The sequence below is a fragment of the Actinomadura luzonensis genome, assembly GCF_022664455.2.
Taxonomy (GTDB): Bacteria; Actinomycetota; Actinomycetes; order Streptosporangiales; family Streptosporangiaceae; genus Nonomuraea; species Nonomuraea luzonensis.
On the sequence record NZ_JAKRKC020000002.1, the window covers coordinates 869,521 to 886,782 of the forward strand.

The window sequence follows — 17,262 nt, forward strand, 5'->3', positions numbered from 1 at the left end:
CGCCGCAGCGGGAGGGGCGGTTGTTACGGTGGCGTCCGTGCACTTCATCGAGGCCCTGGCGGCGGCCGTGCCGCCCGAGCGGATCGTCCAGGACGCGGACGTCCTCGCCGCCTACGCCCGTGACCAGGCCGCCTGGGCGCCCGTGGGCCGGCCGCTCGCGCTGGTCCGGCCGGCCGACGCCGAGCAGGTGCGCGCGGTGGTGGCGGCCTGCGCCGCGCACGGCGTCCCGGTCGTGCCGCGCGGCGCGGGCACCGGCCTGTCCGGCGGCGCGAACGCCGTGGACGGGTGCGTGCTGCTGGCCCTCGACGGCCTGGACCGCATCCTGGAGATCGACCCCGGCGAGCAGCTCGCCGTCGTCCAGCCCGGCGTCGTCAACGACCGCCTGCGGGCCGCCGCCGCCGAGCACGGCCTGTGGTACCCGCCCGACCCGGCCAGCTCGCCGTGGTCCACCATCGGCGGCAACACCGCCACCAACGCGGGCGGCGTCTGCTGCGTCAAGTACGGCGTGACCCGCGACTACGTGCTCGGCCTTCAGGTGGTGACCGGCACGGGCAAGCTCGTCCGGCTGGGCCGGCGCACCAGGAAGGGCGTGGCCGGCTACGACCTGGCCGCGCTGTTCGTCGGGTCGGAGGGCACGCTGGGCGTGATCACCGAGATCACCGTGCGGCTGCTGCGGCTGCCGGGCGGCGCGCCGAGGACGGTGGTCGGCGCGTTCGGCTCGCTCGTGGCGGCCGGGCGGGCGGTCGCCGCCGTGGCCGCGTCGGGGATCGTCCCGGCCGCGCTGGAGCTGGTCGACCGCTACTGCCTGCGGGCCGTCGACGAGTGGCGGAACATGGGGCTGGCCGACCTCGGGGACGTGCTGCTGCTCGGCCGCGTCGACACCGGCGACGACGGCGAGGCCGCGGCGCTCCAGGGCTGCTTCGACCGGGCCGGCGCGACGTGGAGCACCCGCTCGACGGACGCCGAGGAGGCCGAGGCGCTGTTCGCCGCGCGCCGGCTCGCCTATCCCGCGCTCGAACGGCTCGGGCCGGTGCTGACCGAGGACGTCTGCGTGCCGCGCGGGCTGGTGCCCGACATGCTGGGCCGCATCGAGGAGCACGCCCACGCGCACGACGTGCACATCGCCAACATCGCGCACGCCGGCGACGGCAACCTGCACCCGCTGATCGTCGTCCCGGCGGGCGACGAGGCGGCCAGGGAACGGGCGCAGCGGGCCTTCGAGGCGATCCTCGACGACGCCGTCGCGCTCGGCGGCACGGTCACCGGCGAGCACGGCGTCGGCCTGCTGAAGAAGCGCGGCATGCGGGCCGAGCTGGGCGAGGACGTGCTGGAGCTGCATCGCGCGGTGAAGGCGGCCCTGGACCCGGCCGGGATACTCAACCCCGGCAAGATCCTCTGAGCCGGGGGCCCGCGGACGCCCGGCCCACATGACCTCGCACCGCTCCTGCCCGGGCGCGGCGCGCTCGACGTGCTTCGTGATGTCGTGGCGGTGCTTCGGCCCGCGCGGGATGACGGTGTCGGCGCACGCGCGTTCCTCTCGTCCGCGCGCGCCTGGCGCAGTGCCGCGGCGAACGCCTGCGCGTGCGTGCCGAACCCGCCGTGGCCGCCGGGGAACGGCGCCGCCGCCGTCCCGAGCCGATCGGCCGCGATGACCGTGGCGCGCGCCGCGCGAGACCGGAGCCACCCCCCGGCACCTTGGCGCGAGGTGGAGCGAGGGACTGCGCTTCCCCGCGCGGGACGCTGATCCGCTGCGCGGGTGAAACTTTCATCGCCGGGACGGCGTCGCGGCCACCACGACGCAGCGTCCTGACCAGGGCCGGCATCAGGGCCGCTGCCGGCAGTTGCAGCGGGTGGCGCGTCGCTTGCAGGGGTTGCAGGGCGGGATCTTCACCGCCGGGCCGGGCCGTGCTTGACTGAGCCGCACTTGGGAAAGCGCTTACCCGCGCCCGGCCGATCACCGGGTTCCTGGTCCCTCCATGCTCGGACGGAGTTCGACGTGCGTAGAACACCCTCACCCCGCCGCAGGTTCGCGGCCGTAATGGCCGGTGGTGTGCTGGCCGCGGGCGGCCTGGTCGCCGTGCTCGGCAGCCCCGCCGCCGCCGCACCCGCCGACGGCGCCTACACCCTGGTCAACGCCTGGCAGCGGCCTGTGCGCGAGCGTGCCCGGCGCCAGCACCGCCGACGGCGTGCAACTGGCCCAGAACACCTGCACCGGCACCGCCGGCCAGATCTTCACCCTCACCACCACCGGCGCCGGCTACCGGCTCACCGCCGCCCACAGCGGCAAATGCGCCGGCGTCCGCGACGCCTCCACCAGCGCCGGCAAACCCGTCCAGCAGGAAACCTGCACCGGCGCCACCTCCCAGACCTGGCAACTGACCGCCTCCGGCAACGCCTACCGCCTCGTCAACGCCAACGGCGGCAAATGCCTCAACGTCAAGGACAACGCCACCACCGCCGGCGCCCCGCTCCAGCAGAACTCCTGCGACTCCGTCGCCACCAAGCAATGGACCCTGCGCCCCGCCGGCGGCACCCCCACCACCACCCCGACCTCGACCCCGACCGCCACCCCCACCGTCACCCCGACGAGCGGCGGCGGTGACGGCAGCGGGCCGTGGCCGACCGCCACCGGCAGCGTCAAGCTCTCCGACACGCAGCAGGTCACCAACTTCGACGGCGGCATGAAGAGCTACTACGGCATCGGCGACGGCGGCCAGAGCGAGAGTCAGGACCCGATGTTCGAGGTGGCCAACGGCGGCACCATCCAGAACGTCATCATCGACGCCCCGGCCGGCGACGGCATCCACTGCCTCGGCTCGTGCACCATCCGCAACGTGTGGTGGAACGACGTCGGCGAGGACGCCGCCACGTTCCTGAGCTCCAGTTCCTCGGCCACGTACCTGGTGGACGGGGGCGGCGCCAAGTCGGCCTCCGACAAGGTCTTCCAGCACAACGGCGCCGGCACCGTCACGATCAGGAACTTCCAGGTGCACAGCTCCGGCAAGCTGTACCGGGCGTGCGGCAACTGCTCGACCTCCTACCAGCGGCACGTGGTCATGAACGGCGTCACCGCCCGCTCGACCAAGGTGCTGGCCGGCATCAACACCAACTGGGGCGACACCGCGCGCTTCAGCCGCATCACCGTCTACGGCAGCGCCGTGATCTGCGAGAAGTACAAGGGCGTGCCCAAGGGCAGCGAACCCACCAAGATCGGGGAGGGCGCGGACGGCGTGAACTGCATCTACTCCGCCTCCGACATCACCTACCGGTAACCCGTTGCAGCAGGGCCGGGGCGGCGCCGCCCCGGCCCTCGCCGCGCGTCAGGGCGGGAACGCGTCAGGGCGGGAACGCGTCAGGGCTTCGCGGGCCGCAGCGCGGCGGCGACGAAGGCGGCGATCTGCTCGCGCAGCGCCTCGTGGTCGTCGGCCGCGGACCCCAGGACGATGCGGCCGAGCTGCGGCATCATCGACGGGAACAACGCCAGCCCGGTCAGCGTGAACAGCAGCCGGGCCGTCGCCGCCGACGGCTCCACGCCCAGGCCCTCCGCCAGCGACGCCGACTTGCGCGCGCACCGCTCCACGCGCGCCTCCTGCCCGGCCAGCAGCTCCTGCCCCCGGTAGTTGAGCGCCTCCCACATCAGCAGCCGCACCAGGTCGGGGTGCGTGTGGTAGTAGTCGGTCAGCTTGGCGACGTAGTCGACCGGGTCGTCGCCGGGCAGCGCCATCTGGGCGGTCAGGTCGTCCAGCGCCTCCTTGACGACCTCGTCGAACAGCTTCTCCTTGTTGCCGAAGTGGCCGTAGATGCGCTCCTTGTTGACGCCCGCGCGCTCGGCGATGCGGTCGACGCGCGCGCCGGCGACGCCGTACGCGGAGAACTCCTCCCGCGCGGCCTCCAGCAGGGCGGCGCGGGTGGCGGCGGTGGAGACCTTCGAAGCTGCCATGCCGCCATCCTAGCCCACCCAACGGGTTGGTTGGATTCCAACTGGACGGTTGACGTCCAACTGGTTGGTTGGCTAGCGTCCTGGGACATGACACTGATCGTGAACCGGCCGCCCAGGCCCGAGCCCGCCCCGGCCACTCCCGCGCACACCCCCGCGTACGCCCCTTTCGGCCGCACCCTCGCCGCCTTCGTCGCGACGGCCGTGCTGGTCAGCGGCCAGCTCTACATCGTGATCCCGCTCCTGCACGACATGGCGGCCGGCTGGCACGCCTCGGCGGGCGCGCTGACCTGGCTGGTGACGGCGTTCGGCGCCGGGTACGCCGCCGGGTTCCTGGTGTTCGGCCCGTTGTCCGACCGCTACGGACGCCGCCGCCTGCTGATGATCGGCCTGCCGCTCGCCGCCGTGACGACCGCGCTGGTGGCGGTGAGCCCCAACCCTGAGACGGCGTTGGCCCTGCGCGCGGTGCAAGGGGTGGCGGTGGCCATGTTCCCGCCGGCCGGGCTCGCCTATGTGGCCGAACGGCTGGACCCGCGCCGGCGGGTGGCCGCGATCGCCGCCGTGACCGCCGCGTTCCTCGCCTCGGCGGTGGTGTTGCAGGTGGCCGCCCAGCTCCTGGTGGGCGTGACCGGGTGGCGGGGGCTGTTCCTGCTGTCGGGGGCCGGGCTCCTGCTGGCGGCGCTGGGGGTGCGCGCGGTCATGCTGCCCGACCTGCCGCGCGGGCACGGCGGCTCGCTGCTGTCGGCCTACCGCGCCGTCCCCGGCCTGCTGCTCGACCCCGTCCTGGCGCTGCGCTACCTCGCCACCGTCGTGCTGATGGCGGGCTTCGTCGCCGTCTACACCGGGCTGCAGATCCACGGCGGCGCCTCGGCCGCCGGGCTGCTCGCGCTGCGCGCCTCCGGGCTGCCGGCGATCGTCCTGATGCCGGTGCTCATGCCGTGGCTGGCCCGCCTCGCGGGGCCGGTCCGGGCGGCGGCGTTCCTCGCCGTCGCCGCCGCGTCCCTGGCCGTCATGGGCGTCACCGCCGCGGCCGGCGCCGGGCTGGTGCTCCTGCTCACCCTGTACGTCGCCGCCATCACCGGCGGCCTGCCCAGCATGAACGAGGCCGTCTCCGCCCGCGCGGGACAGGCCCGCGGCACGGCGCTGGCGCTGTTCTCCTTCGCCCTCGCGGTCGGCGGCAGCGTCGGCCCGCAGCTCGCCGCCGTCTTCGACGGCTTCACCCCGCTCACGTACGGGCTGGCGGCCGGCATGGCGGCGGCGGCCCTGGCCGTCCTCGCCTCCGCCCGCCCCGGCCGCGCCCCGATCGCCGCGCCGCGCGGCGCGTGAGCCGCGGTTATTCGATGGAGCCGGCCCGCCGGCCGCTTGTACAGTGACGCCGGGCGTCAGGGGGAGGGGATCATGCGCGTGCACTACCCGCGGACCCCGCACCTGCCCTGGTCGCCCGGCGCGACGTCCGACGACGTGCGCGCCGGCGACCTGTCCGGGCTGCGCGGGCGCGAGGTCGTCGTCACCGAGAAGCTCGACGGGGAGAACACCACCCTGTACGCCGACGGCCTGCACGCGCGGTCACCCGACTCCGGGCACCACCCGTCCCGGGCCTGGCTCAAGGGACTGCACGGGCGGCTCGCGGCACGCATCCCGGCCGGCTGGCGGGTGTGCGGGGAGAACACCTACGCCCGGCACTCGATCGCGTACGAGGAGCTGGAGAGCTGGTTCTACGGCTTCTCCGTCTGGGACGGCGACCGGTGCCTGGACTGGGACCGCACGGTGGCGTTCCTGCGGCGGCGGCTCGGCGTGCCGGCGCCGCCGGTGCTGTGGCGCGGGATCTTCGACGAGCGGGCGCTGCGCGGGCTGCGGCTGGACACCGCGCGGCAGGAGGGGTACGTCGTCAGGACCGCCGACGGGTTCGGGCGGGAGGAGTTCGCGGGGCGGGTGGCCAAGTGGGTGCGGCCCGCGCACGTACGGACCGGCACGCACTGGATGCACGCCCCCGTCGTGCCCAACGGGCTCGGCCCGGCCGCGGCCCTCTGGGCGGTCCGCGCGGGCGCCGACCCCGACCTGCCCGCCCTCCTCACGGCCCTCACCCCGCCCCCGGAAACCGGAACCGCCGGGACCGCCGCTGGAACCCTGGCCACCGGGACCCTGGCCGCCGGGACAGCGGGCGGCGCGCCGACCGACGCCGAGGCCGCGCCCGCCGCGCCCGCCGCGCCCGCCGGGGCGCGGGCGGCGCTGGAGGCCGCCGGTCGCGGCAGCCGAGGCGGCCGCGCGGCTCGACGCCCTCGGCAGGTACGGCGACGCCCGCCTGGCCGGCGTCCTGGCCGCCGCCCTGCACACCACGCCCCGCCCCCGCCTGGCCACCCTCCTCGCCGGGCCGCTCGGCCTGCCGGCGGCCCGCCGGACGGCCGACCTGGCCGGCCTGCAGGCCGTCCTGCACCGCCCGTACCCCGACGAGGAGCGCCGCGCCGGCCTGGCCCGCCTGGCGGTCGCCGCCGACCTCGGAGTGCTGCACGCGGTCGCCGCGGCCGTGCTCGCCGCCCGCCCCGCCGGCCCGGAGACGGACGAAGCGCGCGAACAGCTCGAATGGTCGGCCCTGTACGCCGAGGACGCCGGGCTGCTGGAGCCGTCCCCGCTGGAGCCGCTGCGGGCCGCGCTGCGCGAGGCGTTCGCCGCGCTCGACCCCGGCGCGGCCGACCGCTGCTGGGCCGAGGCCCGCGAGAGCTGGGCGCGGGGCCGCGTCGCCACGCCCGGGGAGGCCGTGGCCGCGACCTGGCGGTGGCGGTCCGGGCGTTTCCCGCGGCTGGTGCACCTGATCGGGCCGTCCGGCAGCGGCAAGAGCACGTTCGCGGCCGGTCTGCCCGGCGTGGCCGCGTACCTGTCGCTGGACGACCTGCGCCAGGCCCGCGGCTCCCGCTCCGACCAGCGCGCCAACGCGCAGGTGCTCGGCGACGGCCTGGCCGGGCTCGACGCCGCGCTCGCCGCCGGCGGCACGGTCGTGTGGGACGCCACGTCGCTCACCCCGCAGCAGCGCTCGATGGTCGGCGCCGTGGCGTCGCGCCGCGACGCGCTGGTCACGCACGCCGTCGCGCTCGTCGCCGAGGACGAGCTGCACCGCCGCAACGCCCGCCGGCCGCACCCCGTGCCGCCGCACGTGCTGGCCGCGCAGGCGCGCTGGTTCGTCCCGCCGTACCCCGGCCAGGCCCACCGCACCTGGTACGTCGGCGCGTCCGGCGGCGTCGAGGACGTGGCCGGCTCCCTGGACGCCGAGGAGGCGTGATGCGCACCAGCGAGGAGATCTACCACCGGGTCCGCTGGGACCCGCGCTTCGACCCGTCGCGCTTCGTGCTCGGCGTCGGCCAGCGCGACGCCGCGCCCAAGCGGGTGCCGCTGCCCGCGTTCACGCCCGGCGGCGACGTCCCGTGGCACCGGGTGCTGTTCGTCGAGGCGGACGGCGAGCTGGTCTGGGACCGCGCCACCGGCCTGGACCGGCTCGACGACGCCGACGCCGGCCGCGCCCGTGACCCGCGCCTGCTGCGCGCCCCGTTCTTCACCGCCGCGACCCCGCACGCCTTCGACCCGGCCACGGGGTGGCGGCCGGTCCCGGCGGGGGAGGGGCGGCGGCCCGCGCCGACCTCCCCGACCACCTCCCCGGCGACCTCCCCGGCGACCTCCGGGGCGACCTCCGCGGCGACGCCCGCGCGGACGTCCGTGCGCGTCCTGACCTGGAACACCCTGTGGGACCGCTACGACGGCGACCGCATCGACACCGCCCGCCGCCGCCCCCTGCTGCTGGCCGCGCTGGAGGCGGCCGACGCGGACGTCATCGCGCTCCAGGAGGCCGAGCCCGGCCTGCTGGAGCTGCTGCTGGCGGCCCCGTGGGTGCGGGCCCGCTACACGATCGGCACCGGCCCCGGCGGCGAGGACGTCGCCGACACCGGCCTGCTGCTGCTCAGCCGCCTGCCGGTGCGCGAGGCCGGTTCCCATGCGCTCGGCCCGCACAAGGCGCTCGCCGCGCTCGCCGTCGAGACCGCCGCCGGGCCGCTCGTCGTCGCCGCCACCCACCTGACCAGCGACCACACCGCCGGCGGCGCGGCGCGGCGGCGGGCCGAGCTGGCCAGGATCGCCGAGGCGCTGGCCGGCGTGGACGGCGACCTGGTGCTCGTGGGCGACTTCAACGACGGCACCGACGTCCCCACCACGGCGCTCGGGCTCCGCGACGCCTGGACGGAGGCGCGCGGGCCCGGCGACGACACTCCCACCTTCGACCCGGGCGCCAACCCGCTCGCCGCACTGTCCTCGTTGTCCGGGCGGGCCGCCCGGCTGGACCGTGTGCTGCTGCGCGGCCGGCTCCGCACCCTGGGGACGGCCCTGCTCGGCGACGCCCCCGGCCCGGGCGGCCTGTACGTCTCCGACCACTACGGGGTGGCGGCCGTCCTGGACGTGACGGGCGGCGAACCCGGCGGCGTGCTGGACGTGCCGCCGACCGCGCGCACCGCCGTGGCGTGGCTGCCGCCGGAGGAGCTGTGGCCGGCTCTCCAGGAGGTCCGCCGGGCCCATGACCCGCAGGTGGACAGGTGGCCGCCGCACGTGAACCTGCTGTTCGGGTTCGTGCCCGAGCACGCGTTCGAGGCGGCGGCGCCGCTGCTGTCGGCCGCCGCCGCCGAGGTCGAGCCCTTCCCGGCGCGGCTGGAGGGCGTGCGGGCCTTCCGGCACCGCGGCGAGGCCACCGTCTGGCTCGACCCGGCCGCCGCCGGGGCCGCGCCCTGGGCCCGGCTCCGCCAGGCGCTGCTGCGGCGCTTCCCCCGCTGCGCCGGCCGCCCGGACGCCTTCACCCCGCACCTCACCCTGGGCCGCGCGCCCGGCCCGCACGCGCTGGACGTCCGGCTGGAGGCGATGACGGCCCGTGTCGGCCACCTCGTGCTGCTGTCCCGCCGCGCCGACGAGCCGATGCGGCCCCGCGCCCTGCTCACCCTGGGCACCGGCGACCTCCACTGGCTCCCCGGCCCTCCGGCGACGGCCCTTCCGGCGGCCGGCTCCTCTGCGCCGGGCCCTTCCGCGCCCGCTCTCGACCGCGTGGCGGACGAGGTCGCCCGGCGGGTGACGGAGGCGCTGCGCCCCGGGGTGGTGCACATCGCGGGCTCCCGCCGGATGGGCTGCGCGCTCCCCGGCGCCGACCTGGATCTCGTCGCGGCCCTCCCCGGCGCCGGCGAGCCCGCGGACGCCCCCTCCCCGTGGCCCGGCGCCGACGCGGGGCCCGCCACCGGCGTGGCGGCGCGGATACGGGAGGCGCTGCCGGAGGCGGTCCGGTTGCGGCGGGTGACGGGCGCGCGGGTGCCCGGCCTGCGCCTGCACGTGTCCGGCCTGGACGTCGACCTCACCCTGGTCCCCACCGCCCGGATCCCTCCGGAGCAGGCCCTGGACCGGCGAGCCGAGCTGGGCGAGGCGGCGGCCGTCGCGCTGAGCGCGGTCAGCGACGCGGACGCCGTGCGCGCCGCCACCGGCCCCGCGTACCCGCGCTTCACCCGCCTCGCCCGCCAGGTGAAGGCGTGGGCCCGGGCCAAGGGCCTGGACTCCGCCCCGTTCGGCGGCCTGCCCGGCCTGGCCTGGGCGGTGCTCTGCGCCCGCACGATCATGGACGCCGGGACCACCGCCGCCACAGGCGAGCAGGATCTCCTGGCCCGCTTCTTCAGCACGTGGGCCGCCTGGGACTGGCGCGACCCCGTCGCCCTCACCCCGGCCGTCCCGTCGCCGCCGTCCCCGATGACGGTGCTGACCCCCAGCGCCCCTGCCCGCAACTGCGCCCGCCAGGTCTCCTCGGGCACCCTCGACCTGCTCACCCACGAGCTCTACCAGGCATGGGAGCTCATCGACGGAGACGGAGGCGAAGGCGGCGGCGAGGGCGAAGGCGGCGGCGACCGCGACGGCCTGTGCGCGCCCCCGCCCCTGCACCGCCGCCACGCCGCCTGGGCCGTGATCGCCGTCGAGGCCGACCGCCCCGAGACGTTCGCGCCGGCGCTCGGCCGCGCCCGCGGCCGCCTGCTGGACCTGCTCACCGCCCTCCACGAGTCCGGCGTCCCCGACGCGCACGCCTGGCCCCGCCCCTTCGAGGCGGGCCCCCGCTCGGCCCGCTACGCCGTCGGCCTGGGCCGCACGCCCCCGGACGCCGCCCGGCTCGCCGCGCTCGCCACCCCCTGGGCCAGGGGCCTGCCGGGCGTCACGGTCACCCGCCTCGACGGCGCCGCCGTGCCCACCCTGACCTGAGGGTCGTGACACGCGCGTCACCGTGGGGCCAGCCGCTCCCCGCCGGAAAATCACTCGCCCCCGCAGGGCCACTGGGGCAGCATGGCAGGGCGGCGTCGGCATTCGGGAGGGCGGATGAGCGTGCTCGGGACACTCGCAGGCTCCGAAGGGCGATCATCCACCAGGAAAGCGGCGGTCCTGCTCGCGCTGCGCCACTACTGCGGCGAGCTGCGCCGGCAGTGGCGGGTGGCGCTGCCCGCCCTGACGCTGCCCGCGCTCGGCAACATCTGCCTGTTCTACCTGGCGCCGCTGGCGGTGGCCGGGCTCGTCGGGCACCTGGCCGGCGGCGCGGACGGCGACCTCGGGGCGCTGCTGCCCTACGTCCTCGGCTTCGCCGGGCTGCTGCTGGCGGGTGAGGCGCTGTGGCGTCTCGGCCTGCACTTCCTCAACCGCACCGACGCCCGCGGCATCGAACGCCTCGGCGTCGTCGGCATGGACGAGCTGCTGGCCAAGGACGCCGCGTTCTTCCACAACAACTTCGCCGGGTCGCTGACCAAGCGGGTGCTGGGGTTCTCCTCCAGGTTCGAGGAGTTCGCCGACACGCTCACCTTCTCGATCATGGCGAAGGTGGTGCCGCTGGGCTTCGCCTCGGTGGTGCTGTGGCGCTACCACCCGCTGCTCGTCCTGGTGCTGCTGGGCCTCATCGTCGTCACCGGTCTCCTCGTCGCGCCGCTCATCCGCCGCCGCCAGGCGCTGGTGGACGCCCGCGAGGCCGCCAAGGTGCTGGTGTCGGGCCATGTCGCCGACGTGCTGACCAACATGGACACCGTCCGGGCGTTCGCCGCCGAGGACCGCGAGGCGGCCGAGCACCGGGCGCGGGTCGCCGAGCAGGGCCGGCTGTCGCTGCGCTCCTGGGACTACGGCAACCTGCGGGTCGACACCGTCGTCGCGCCCCTGTCGGTGCTGACCAGCGCAGTGGGCCTGCTGCTGGCGGTGGCGCTGCGCGGCGGGCTCGGCGTGGAGGCGATCGTGGTGACGTTCACGTACTACACCAACACGATCAGCATCATGTTCGAGTTCAACCAGATCTACCGGCGCATCGAGAGCGTGCTCACCGAGGCCGCCCAGTTCACCAAGCTGCTGCTGGAGCCGCCGACCGTGGTCGACCCGGCCGAGCCGCAGCCGTTGCGCCCGGCCGACGCGGGCGTGCGCTTCGAGCACGTGCGCTTCGGCTACTCCGACGGCGAGCCGCTCTTCCGCGACCTGGACCTCGACATCCCCAGCGGCACCAAGATCGGCCTGGTCGGGCAGTCCGGCGGCGGCAAGACCACGCTCACCCGGCTGCTGCTGCGTCTCATGGACGTCGACGGCGGCCGCATCCTGGTCGGCGGCCAGGACATCGCCCGGCTGCGCCAGGCCGACCTGCGCGGCCTGATCGCCTACGTCCCGCAGGAGCCGGCCATGTTCCACCGGTCGGTGCGCGACAACATCGCCTTCGCCCGGCCGGGCGCGAGCGAGGCCGAGATCCTGCGGGCGGCCCGGGCGGCGCACGTCACGGAGTTCGTCGAGGCCCTGCCGGAGGGGTTCGACACGCTGGTGGGGGAGCGCGGGGTCAAGCTGTCCGGCGGGCAGCGGCAGCGCGTCGCGCTCGCCCGCGCCATCCTGCGCGACGCGCCGATCCTGCTGCTGGACGAGGCCACCAGCGCCCTCGACTCCGAGAGCGAGATCCTCGTCCAGGAGGCGCTGTGGCGGCTGATGCAGGACCGCACGGCGATCGTGGTGGCGCACCGGCTGAGCACGGTGGTCCGGATGGACCGGCTCGTCGTGCTCAACCGCGGCCGGATCGTGGAGCAGGGCACCCACAGCGAGCTGCTGCGGGCGCAGGGCCCCTACGCCCGGCTCTGGAGCCACCAGTCGGGCGGCTTCCTCGCCGAGGACGACCTGTCGGACCTGCCGGAGGACGCCGACGCCCTCGGCCGCCGCGAGATGACCGCCTGAGCCCGGCCCCGTCACCCGTTGAGGAAGGCGACCAGCTCCTTGACGAAGGCGGGGTCGCGGAGCGCGCCGCCGTGGTCGCCGGGCACGAGCCGCAGCCGCGCGCCCGGGATCGCCCCGGCGAGCACCTCCGGCCGGGCGGCCAGCTCGTCCCGGTCGCCGGCCAGGACGAGCGCCGGCGCCGTGACGGCGTCGAGCGGGATCGGCCGGTCGTGCACGGCGGCGGCCTGGGCGGCGAGCGCGGCCCGGTCGCCGCCGACGGCGTCCACGAACGCCCGGAACGCGGCCGCCGCCGGATGGGTGACGGCGGCCGGGTCGTCGGCGCGCAGGGCGTCGCGGAGGGTGTGCGGGCCGAGCACCCGGGTGTCCACGCCGCCCAGCTCGACCACCGCCGCGCCGACGCCGCCCACCACGAGCCGCCGCACCCGCCGGTCGTGCGCGGCGGTCAGCAGGGCGACGACGGCGCCCATCGAGTAGCCGGCCAGGTCGTAGGCGGGCTCGCCGAGCAGGTCGGCCAGCGCCCGCACGTCGCGGGACATGCGGGCCTCGCCGTAGCGGGCGGGGTCGCGGGGCTTGCCGGAACGGCCGTGGCCGCGCGCGTCGATCGTGGCGACCCGGCGGCCGGCGGCGGTCAGCGTGTCCACGGTGCCGGGGGCCTCCCAGTCCACCCGCCCGTCGGCGGCGAAGCCGTGGTGGAGCAGCACCAGAGGCAGGGCGGAGTCCCGCTCCCACAGCTCGTAGGCGATGGGGACGCCGTCGTCGGCGGTGAAGGTCGGCATGGCGCGGCGTCCTTTCGCGGGGGTTCCTCCCGCGATGGTAACCGCGAGGCGATCACGCCGAGGGCCCGCGCCGCGCTCACTTCTCGCGGTACAGCTCGCCCACCGGCATCAGGTCGGCCCGGCCGACGCGCAGCACGACGGCCTCGCCGTCGAGCCGGTCCACCTGCTCCCACGGCACGTAACAGGTGTCGCGGTGCAGCCGTCCCAGCAGCGCCCGCACCAGCCACGGGCCCTTGATCGCCGGGCCGCGCTCGTAGCCGAACAGCCGGCCGGTGTGCCGGGCGGCGACGATCAGCCCCGCCACCCGGAAGGCGTGCTGCACCTGCCGCAGCATCGGCCCGTCCTGCACCAGCCGCAGGTCGGCGACCTGGCCGAGGGTCCGGCCGGCGCTGTCGCGCACCGGCCGGGCGATGAGGTCACTCACTCTCATGGCGCGCTCCCGGGATGGGGCGGACGACGTGCTCGCGCACCCAGCGTTCGAGCGCGGCGGGCTCCAGGTCGCCGGCGACGTGCACGGCGCTCGCGACGCGGCTGACGTCCGCCATCGGGACGCGCGGCGGCGCCTGCGCGCCGAGCAGCCGGGCCGCGCCGGCCATGAGCCGGCCGAGCACGCCGCCGACGCGCGGCCCGAGCGCGAGCGGCCCCATGAGGATCGCCGTCACGTACGGCCGCCCCTGCTCGTCGAAGTCCAGCTCCAGGTCGTCCACCTTGCCCACCAGCCGGCCGTCGCCGTCGTGCACGAGCTGCCGGTCCAGCAGGTGGAGCTGGGCGTGCAGCACCCGGGCCGGCCCGCTCACTGCCCCGCCTTCGTGGCCAGCATGAGCGGCACGGCCGCGGCCGACACCACCACGAGAAGGATCATGAAAGCCGTCCCCAGAACGTTCGAGAGCCTGCCGTTGACCTTGTCGCCCAGGTAGTCGCGATCGTTGGCGATCATCAGCACCGGCAGGTACGTCAGCGGCAGCGCCGCCGCCGAGAAGATCAGCGAGTACTCCGTCACCATGATCGGGTCGACGGTGGTGAGGATGAGCGCGGTCGCCACCACCATCACCACGAGGACGGTGGCGTGGAACCTGGCCGCCTCCCTGGGCCGCACGAACTTGCCCCACTGCCACCCGAAGTACTGGCTCAGGCAGTACCCCGACGACAGCGCCACCTCCAGCGTCGCGCCGAACGTGGCGGCGAACACGCCGAGGATCACCAGCGCCAGCCCGATCTGCCCGGCGCCGAGCGCGACCGGCAGCACCATCTGGTCCAGTGTGTCCACCTGCACGCCCGACGGCAGGAACACCGTGGCCGCGCAGGCGGCGATGGCCAGCGACAGCAGCCCGCCGAGCGGGAAGCCGACGAACACGTTGGCCCGCGAGATCGCCAGGTCGCCCGGCCGCCATTTCTCCTCCACGCCGCCGGAGGAGAAGAAGAACACCTCGTACGGCGTCATCGCCCCGCCGAGCAGCGCGATCGCGTAGTAGAAGTAGGTCGGCACGCCCTCGTCGGGCGGTGGCGCGGGCCGCGCGGCCTGGTGCCAGAGCTGCCCCCAGTCGGGCCCGAGCCGCCACAGCGCGACCACGAAGACCACCAGCGCCAGCCCGCACAGCCCGAAGACGCGCTCCAGCGTCTCGAACCTCACCCGCCACATCACCAACCAGGCGACGAACGCCACGCCCGGCACCCACAGCAGGTAGTTGACGCCGGTGGCCAGCTCCAGGGCCAGCGCCGCGCCGCCGATCTCGGCCGCCACCGTCAGCCCCAGGATGACGAACGAGGCCGCCAGGTTGACCAGCCCCGCCTTCGGCCCGAGCCGTTCGCGCACCAGGTCGAACACCGCCCGCCCGGACACCGCCGCGATCCGCCCGGACATTTCGGCGAAGACGCAGATGCCGAGCACGCCCAGCACCACGACCCACGCCAGCGACATCCCGAAGCGGGAGCCGACCAGGGCGTTGGCGACCAGGTCGCCGATGTCCACGAACCCGCCGATCGCGGTCAGGATGCCGAGGGTGATGCCGAGCAGCTTCCTCATCCGTGCTCGTCCTCGAAGCGCCGCAGGCTCTCGCCGATCGCGGCGAGGTCGCGCACCGCCGCGCCGGGGTCGCGCACGCGGTCGCGCCTGACCTGCACGAGCAGGCCGGAGACGGTCTTCTCGGCCCGCTCGGTCACCCGCAGCAGGGCCTCGCCCAGCTCCTGGGCCCGCTCGGAGGGCGGCTGCACCCCGCCGAACTGGTCGTTGACGCCCTGCACCTGCTCGGCCGCCCCGGTCAGCACCACCTTCAGGTACGGCCGGGTGAGCCGGTCGCCGCCGGCCACGGCCAGCCGGGCGGCGCCGACGGCCGAGGCCGCCGTCCCCGCCGAGGCGGCGGCCTTCAGCTCGTAGTCGCGGTCGTTCCAGGCCGGGCTCGAACAGCCCGCCACGGCCAGCGCCAGCGCGACCGCGAGAGTGCCTCCGGCCGCCTTCACGTGCGCCGCCGCAGCAGCAGGTAGGCCAGCACGCCCAGCAGCGCCAGGAACTGCCCCCACGCCGCCAGCAGGACCAGCCCTTCGTCCATCATGACCGTCAACTGCCCGGAGCGTGACCGTTCAGTCACCCGGAACGGGCGTCGGCGGGGCCGTTCAGGCGTCGGCGGCCGGCGGGCGCGGGACGCGCTCGGCCCGCAGGCTGGTGATCGTCACGGTGAACAGCACCGTGACGATGACGCCGAGCGAGGCCAGGGTCGGGATCTCCGGCATCCAGGCCCACACGCCGTGCGCCCAGTGCAGCACCAGCTTGACGCCGATGAAGGCCAGGATGACGGCCAGCCCGTAGTTGAGGTGCCGCAGCCGGGCCAGCGCGCCGCGCAGCACGAAGTACAGGGCCCGCAGGCCGAGCAGCGCGAACGCGTTCGTGGCGAAGACGATGAACGGGTCGTCGGTCACCCCGTACACGGCGGGCACCGAGTCGACGGCGAAGACGATGTCGGTGGCGAACACCGCCACGGTGGTCAGCGCCAGCGGCGTGACCGCGAGCCGGCCGCCGTCGCGCACCACGAGCTTGAAGCCCTGGTAGCGGGGGGAGACCGGGACGAGCCGGCGCAGCAGCCGGACGCTGCGCATGGCGTCGATGTCCACCTCGTGCGCCTCGCCCCTGCGGGCCTCCCTGAGCACCTTCCCGGCGGTCAGGATCAGCACCGCGCCGAACAGCAGGAACGCCCACGTGCCGCTCTGCAGCGCCGCCGCGCCCAGCGCGATGAAGGCCGCGCGCAGCACCAGCGCCCCGACGATCCCGTACAGCAGCACCCGCTGGGTCAGCTCGGCCGGCACCGCGAAGGCGGCCAGCAGCAGCATGAACACGAACAGGTTGTCCACCGACAGCGACTTCTCCACCACCCACCCGGTGAAGAACTCGACCGCGACGCCGCCGTCGAAGGCGGCCCACAGGTAGAAGCCGAACAGCACCGGCAGCACCAGGTAGAACACCGACCAGCCGACGGCCTCGCGCATGCGGACCTCGTGCGGGCGGCGGGTCAGGAAGATGTCGATCGCGAGCAGCAGGAGCAGGGCGGCGACGGTGACCGTCCAGAGCGTGACGGACGCGATGCTGCCCGGCGCGGGCGCAGCCGACAATGTCCCCAGGGGCATAGAACCTCCTCGAACGTGACTCAGCCGTTCGAGGTCTCCTTCGCCCGGGGGTGACGGGCGGCCGTCCGGGGACGCTCAGGTACGTCCGTACTGACCGGATCGGCGCTTGTGAAGTACTCCCCTCGCCACGCTGAGCCTAGACCAGATCCGGACATACCTGAACCTCCGGTCAAGGGGACGATCGGGTAGCCCTCTCCCGGAGCCCGCTCACCCTGGGCCGGGGCGCGCTGCGGGCGCTCGCCGTGATCCCCGCCGCGGCCAGCCCCATCAGGACGATCCACAGGCCCACGACGACGTTGCTCCAGACCGCCGTGGCCGGGGCGGCGCCGCCGTACATGACCCAGGGCGAGACGATCGTCCACACGCCGATCACCGGCGCCACCCAGCTCAGCCCGTGCGTGCGCCCGTAGGCCGCGGCGAAGCCGAAGGCCAGGGCGGCCAGCGCGAGCCCCGTGACGAGGTTGCTGAACGACAGCCTGGCCAGGACGGCGAACTGCGCCACCCAGGGCGAGATCGCCAGGTAGAGCCCGGCGAGCAGCGTGAGCCCGTCGAGCGCCTGGAAGCCGGCCCGGCAGGCCGCCTCGTCGTAGTGCTGCCGCGTCTCCGCCGTGTCGGGACGCATCCGCGTCCCCGCTGAACGGACCATCGTGCACCGCCTTCCCGAAAGTGCGCGGATCGTGGTGCCTAACGGGCCCATAC

General features: G+C 75.5%; 15 protein-coding genes and 1 pseudogene. 7 read left to right on the forward strand and 9 right to left on the reverse strand.

The window, feature by feature from the left end:
* The first annotated feature begins 37 nt into the window (after positions 1-37).
* Positions 38-1,399 (forward strand): FAD-binding oxidoreductase, encoded by a 1,362-nt coding sequence (locus MF672_RS34235; RefSeq protein WP_247815558.1) that lies wholly within the window; start codon positions 38-40, stop codon positions 1,397-1,399.
* A 760-nt stretch (positions 1,400-2,159) separates the two neighbouring features.
* Complete coding sequence (locus MF672_RS34240; protein WP_247815559.1) at positions 2,160-3,272, forward strand: pectate lyase; 1,113 nt, start codon at positions 2,160-2,162, stop codon at positions 3,270-3,272.
* 80 nt (positions 3,273-3,352) lie between these two features.
* Here the strand turns inward: MF672_RS34240 and MF672_RS34245 are convergent, their stop codons facing one another.
* Entirely contained in the window at positions 3,353-3,940 is a 588-nt protein-coding gene (locus MF672_RS34245; protein WP_247815560.1) for a TetR/AcrR family transcriptional regulator, read from the reverse strand.
* A gap of 87 nt (positions 3,941-4,027) precedes the next feature.
* Here MF672_RS34245 and MF672_RS34250 point away from each other — a divergent pair, with 87 nt between their 5' ends.
* Together MF672_RS34250 and MF672_RS34255 are read left to right on the forward strand one after the other, a co-directional pair.
* Positions 4,028-5,263, forward strand: coding sequence for an MFS transporter (locus MF672_RS34250; RefSeq protein WP_242384017.1), 1,236 nt, complete (start codon positions 4,028-4,030; stop codon positions 5,261-5,263).
* Positions 5,264-5,335: 72 nt separating this feature from the next.
* A pseudogene (locus tag MF672_RS34255) lies at positions 5,336-5,824 on the forward strand (RNA ligase family protein); the annotation flags it as partial.
* Between the two features lie 193 nt (positions 5,825-6,017).
* Here MF672_RS34255 and MF672_RS34260 read toward each other — a convergent pair.
* On the reverse strand, positions 6,018-6,446 hold the full coding sequence (locus MF672_RS34260) for a hypothetical protein (protein WP_247815776.1): 429 nt from the start codon (positions 6,444-6,446) through the stop codon (positions 6,018-6,020).
* Between MF672_RS34260 and MF672_RS34265 the strand changes: the two genes are divergently transcribed.
* The 3 genes from MF672_RS34265 to MF672_RS34275 all read left to right on the forward strand — a co-directional run bounded on the left by MF672_RS34265 (position 6,438) and on the right by MF672_RS34275 (position 12,172).
* Positions 6,438-7,211 (forward strand): AAA family ATPase, encoded by a 774-nt coding sequence (locus MF672_RS34265; RefSeq protein ID WP_247815764.1) that lies wholly within the window; start codon positions 6,438-6,440, stop codon positions 7,209-7,211. The genes MF672_RS34260 and MF672_RS34265 overlap by 9 nt on opposite strands.
* Positions 7,211-10,195: a poly(A) polymerase gene (locus MF672_RS34270; protein WP_242377345.1), complete on the forward strand. Its 2,985-nt coding sequence runs from the start codon at positions 7,211-7,213 to the stop codon at positions 10,193-10,195. Before MF672_RS34265 ends, MF672_RS34270 begins: the two co-directional genes overlap by 1 nt.
* A gap of 114 nt (positions 10,196-10,309) precedes the next feature.
* The gene (locus MF672_RS34275) at positions 10,310-12,172 is read left to right on the forward strand and encodes an ABC transporter ATP-binding protein (protein WP_242377348.1); all 1,863 of its coding nucleotides are present in this window, start codon (positions 10,310-10,312) and stop codon (positions 12,170-12,172) included.
* A gap of 11 nt (positions 12,173-12,183) precedes the next feature.
* Here MF672_RS34275 and MF672_RS34280 read toward each other — a convergent pair whose 3' ends face one another.
* From MF672_RS34280 to MF672_RS34310, 7 genes are all read right to left on the reverse strand, one after another.
* A complete protein-coding gene (locus MF672_RS34280; protein ID WP_242377350.1) occupies positions 12,184-12,948 on the reverse strand; it encodes an alpha/beta fold hydrolase in 765 nt (254 codons plus the stop codon).
* Positions 12,949-13,024: 76 nt separating this feature from the next.
* On the reverse strand, positions 13,025-13,378 hold the full coding sequence (locus MF672_RS34285; protein WP_242377352.1) for a hypothetical protein: 354 nt from the start codon (positions 13,376-13,378) through the stop codon (positions 13,025-13,027).
* Complete coding sequence (locus MF672_RS34290; protein ID WP_242377354.1) at positions 13,365-13,745, reverse strand: hypothetical protein; 381 nt, start codon at positions 13,743-13,745, stop codon at positions 13,365-13,367. The genes MF672_RS34285 and MF672_RS34290 overlap by 14 nt, the downstream gene beginning before the upstream one ends.
* Positions 13,742-14,971: an Nramp family divalent metal transporter gene (locus MF672_RS34295; protein ID WP_242377356.1), complete on the reverse strand. Its 1,230-nt coding sequence runs from the start codon at positions 14,969-14,971 to the stop codon at positions 13,742-13,744. Before MF672_RS34295 ends, MF672_RS34290 begins: the two co-directional genes overlap by 4 nt.
* Positions 14,968-15,405: a hypothetical protein gene (locus tag MF672_RS34300; protein ID WP_242377358.1), complete on the reverse strand. Its 438-nt coding sequence runs from the start codon at positions 15,403-15,405 to the stop codon at positions 14,968-14,970. The genes MF672_RS34295 and MF672_RS34300 overlap by 4 nt, the downstream gene beginning before the upstream one ends.
* Before the next feature lie 153 nt (positions 15,406-15,558).
* A complete protein-coding gene (locus MF672_RS34305) occupies positions 15,559-16,563 on the reverse strand; it encodes a TerC/Alx family metal homeostasis membrane protein (protein WP_242377360.1) in 1,005 nt (334 codons plus the stop codon).
* Positions 16,564-16,732: 169 nt separating this feature from the next.
* Positions 16,733-17,185, reverse strand: a complete 453-nt coding sequence (locus MF672_RS34310; RefSeq protein WP_242377362.1) for an SPW repeat protein — start codon at positions 17,183-17,185, stop codon at positions 16,733-16,735.
* Positions 17,186-17,262: the final 77 nt, after the last annotated feature.

Bases quoted from the DNA above. Each gene is read 5' to 3' on its own strand.
- MF672_RS34245 (WP_247815560.1), bottom strand. From the start codon at position 3,940: ATGGCAGCTTCGAAGGTCTCCACCGCCGCCACCCGCGCCGCCCTGCTG.
- MF672_RS34250 (WP_242384017.1), top strand. From the start codon at position 4,028: ATGACACTGATCGTGAACCGGCCGCCCAGGCCCGAGCCCGCCCCGGCC.
- MF672_RS34270 (WP_242377345.1), top strand. From the start codon at position 7,211: ATGCGCACCAGCGAGGAGATCTACCACCGGGTCCGCTGGGACCCGCGC.
- MF672_RS34275 (WP_242377348.1), top strand. From the start codon at position 10,310: ATGAGCGTGCTCGGGACACTCGCAGGCTCCGAAGGGCGATCATCCACC.
- MF672_RS34280 (WP_242377350.1), bottom strand. From the start codon at position 12,948: ATGCCGACCTTCACCGCCGACGACGGCGTCCCCATCGCCTACGAGCTG.
- MF672_RS34285 (WP_242377352.1), bottom strand. From the start codon at position 13,378: ATGAGAGTGAGTGACCTCATCGCCCGGCCGGTGCGCGACAGCGCCGGC.
- MF672_RS34295 (WP_242377356.1), bottom strand. From the start codon at position 14,971: ATGAGGAAGCTGCTCGGCATCACCCTCGGCATCCTGACCGCGATCGGC.
- MF672_RS34305 (WP_242377360.1), bottom strand. From the start codon at position 16,563: ATGCCCCTGGGGACATTGTCGGCTGCGCCCGCGCCGGGCAGCATCGCG.
- MF672_RS34310 (WP_242377362.1), bottom strand. From the start codon at position 17,185: ATGCGTCCCGACACGGCGGAGACGCGGCAGCACTACGACGAGGCGGCC.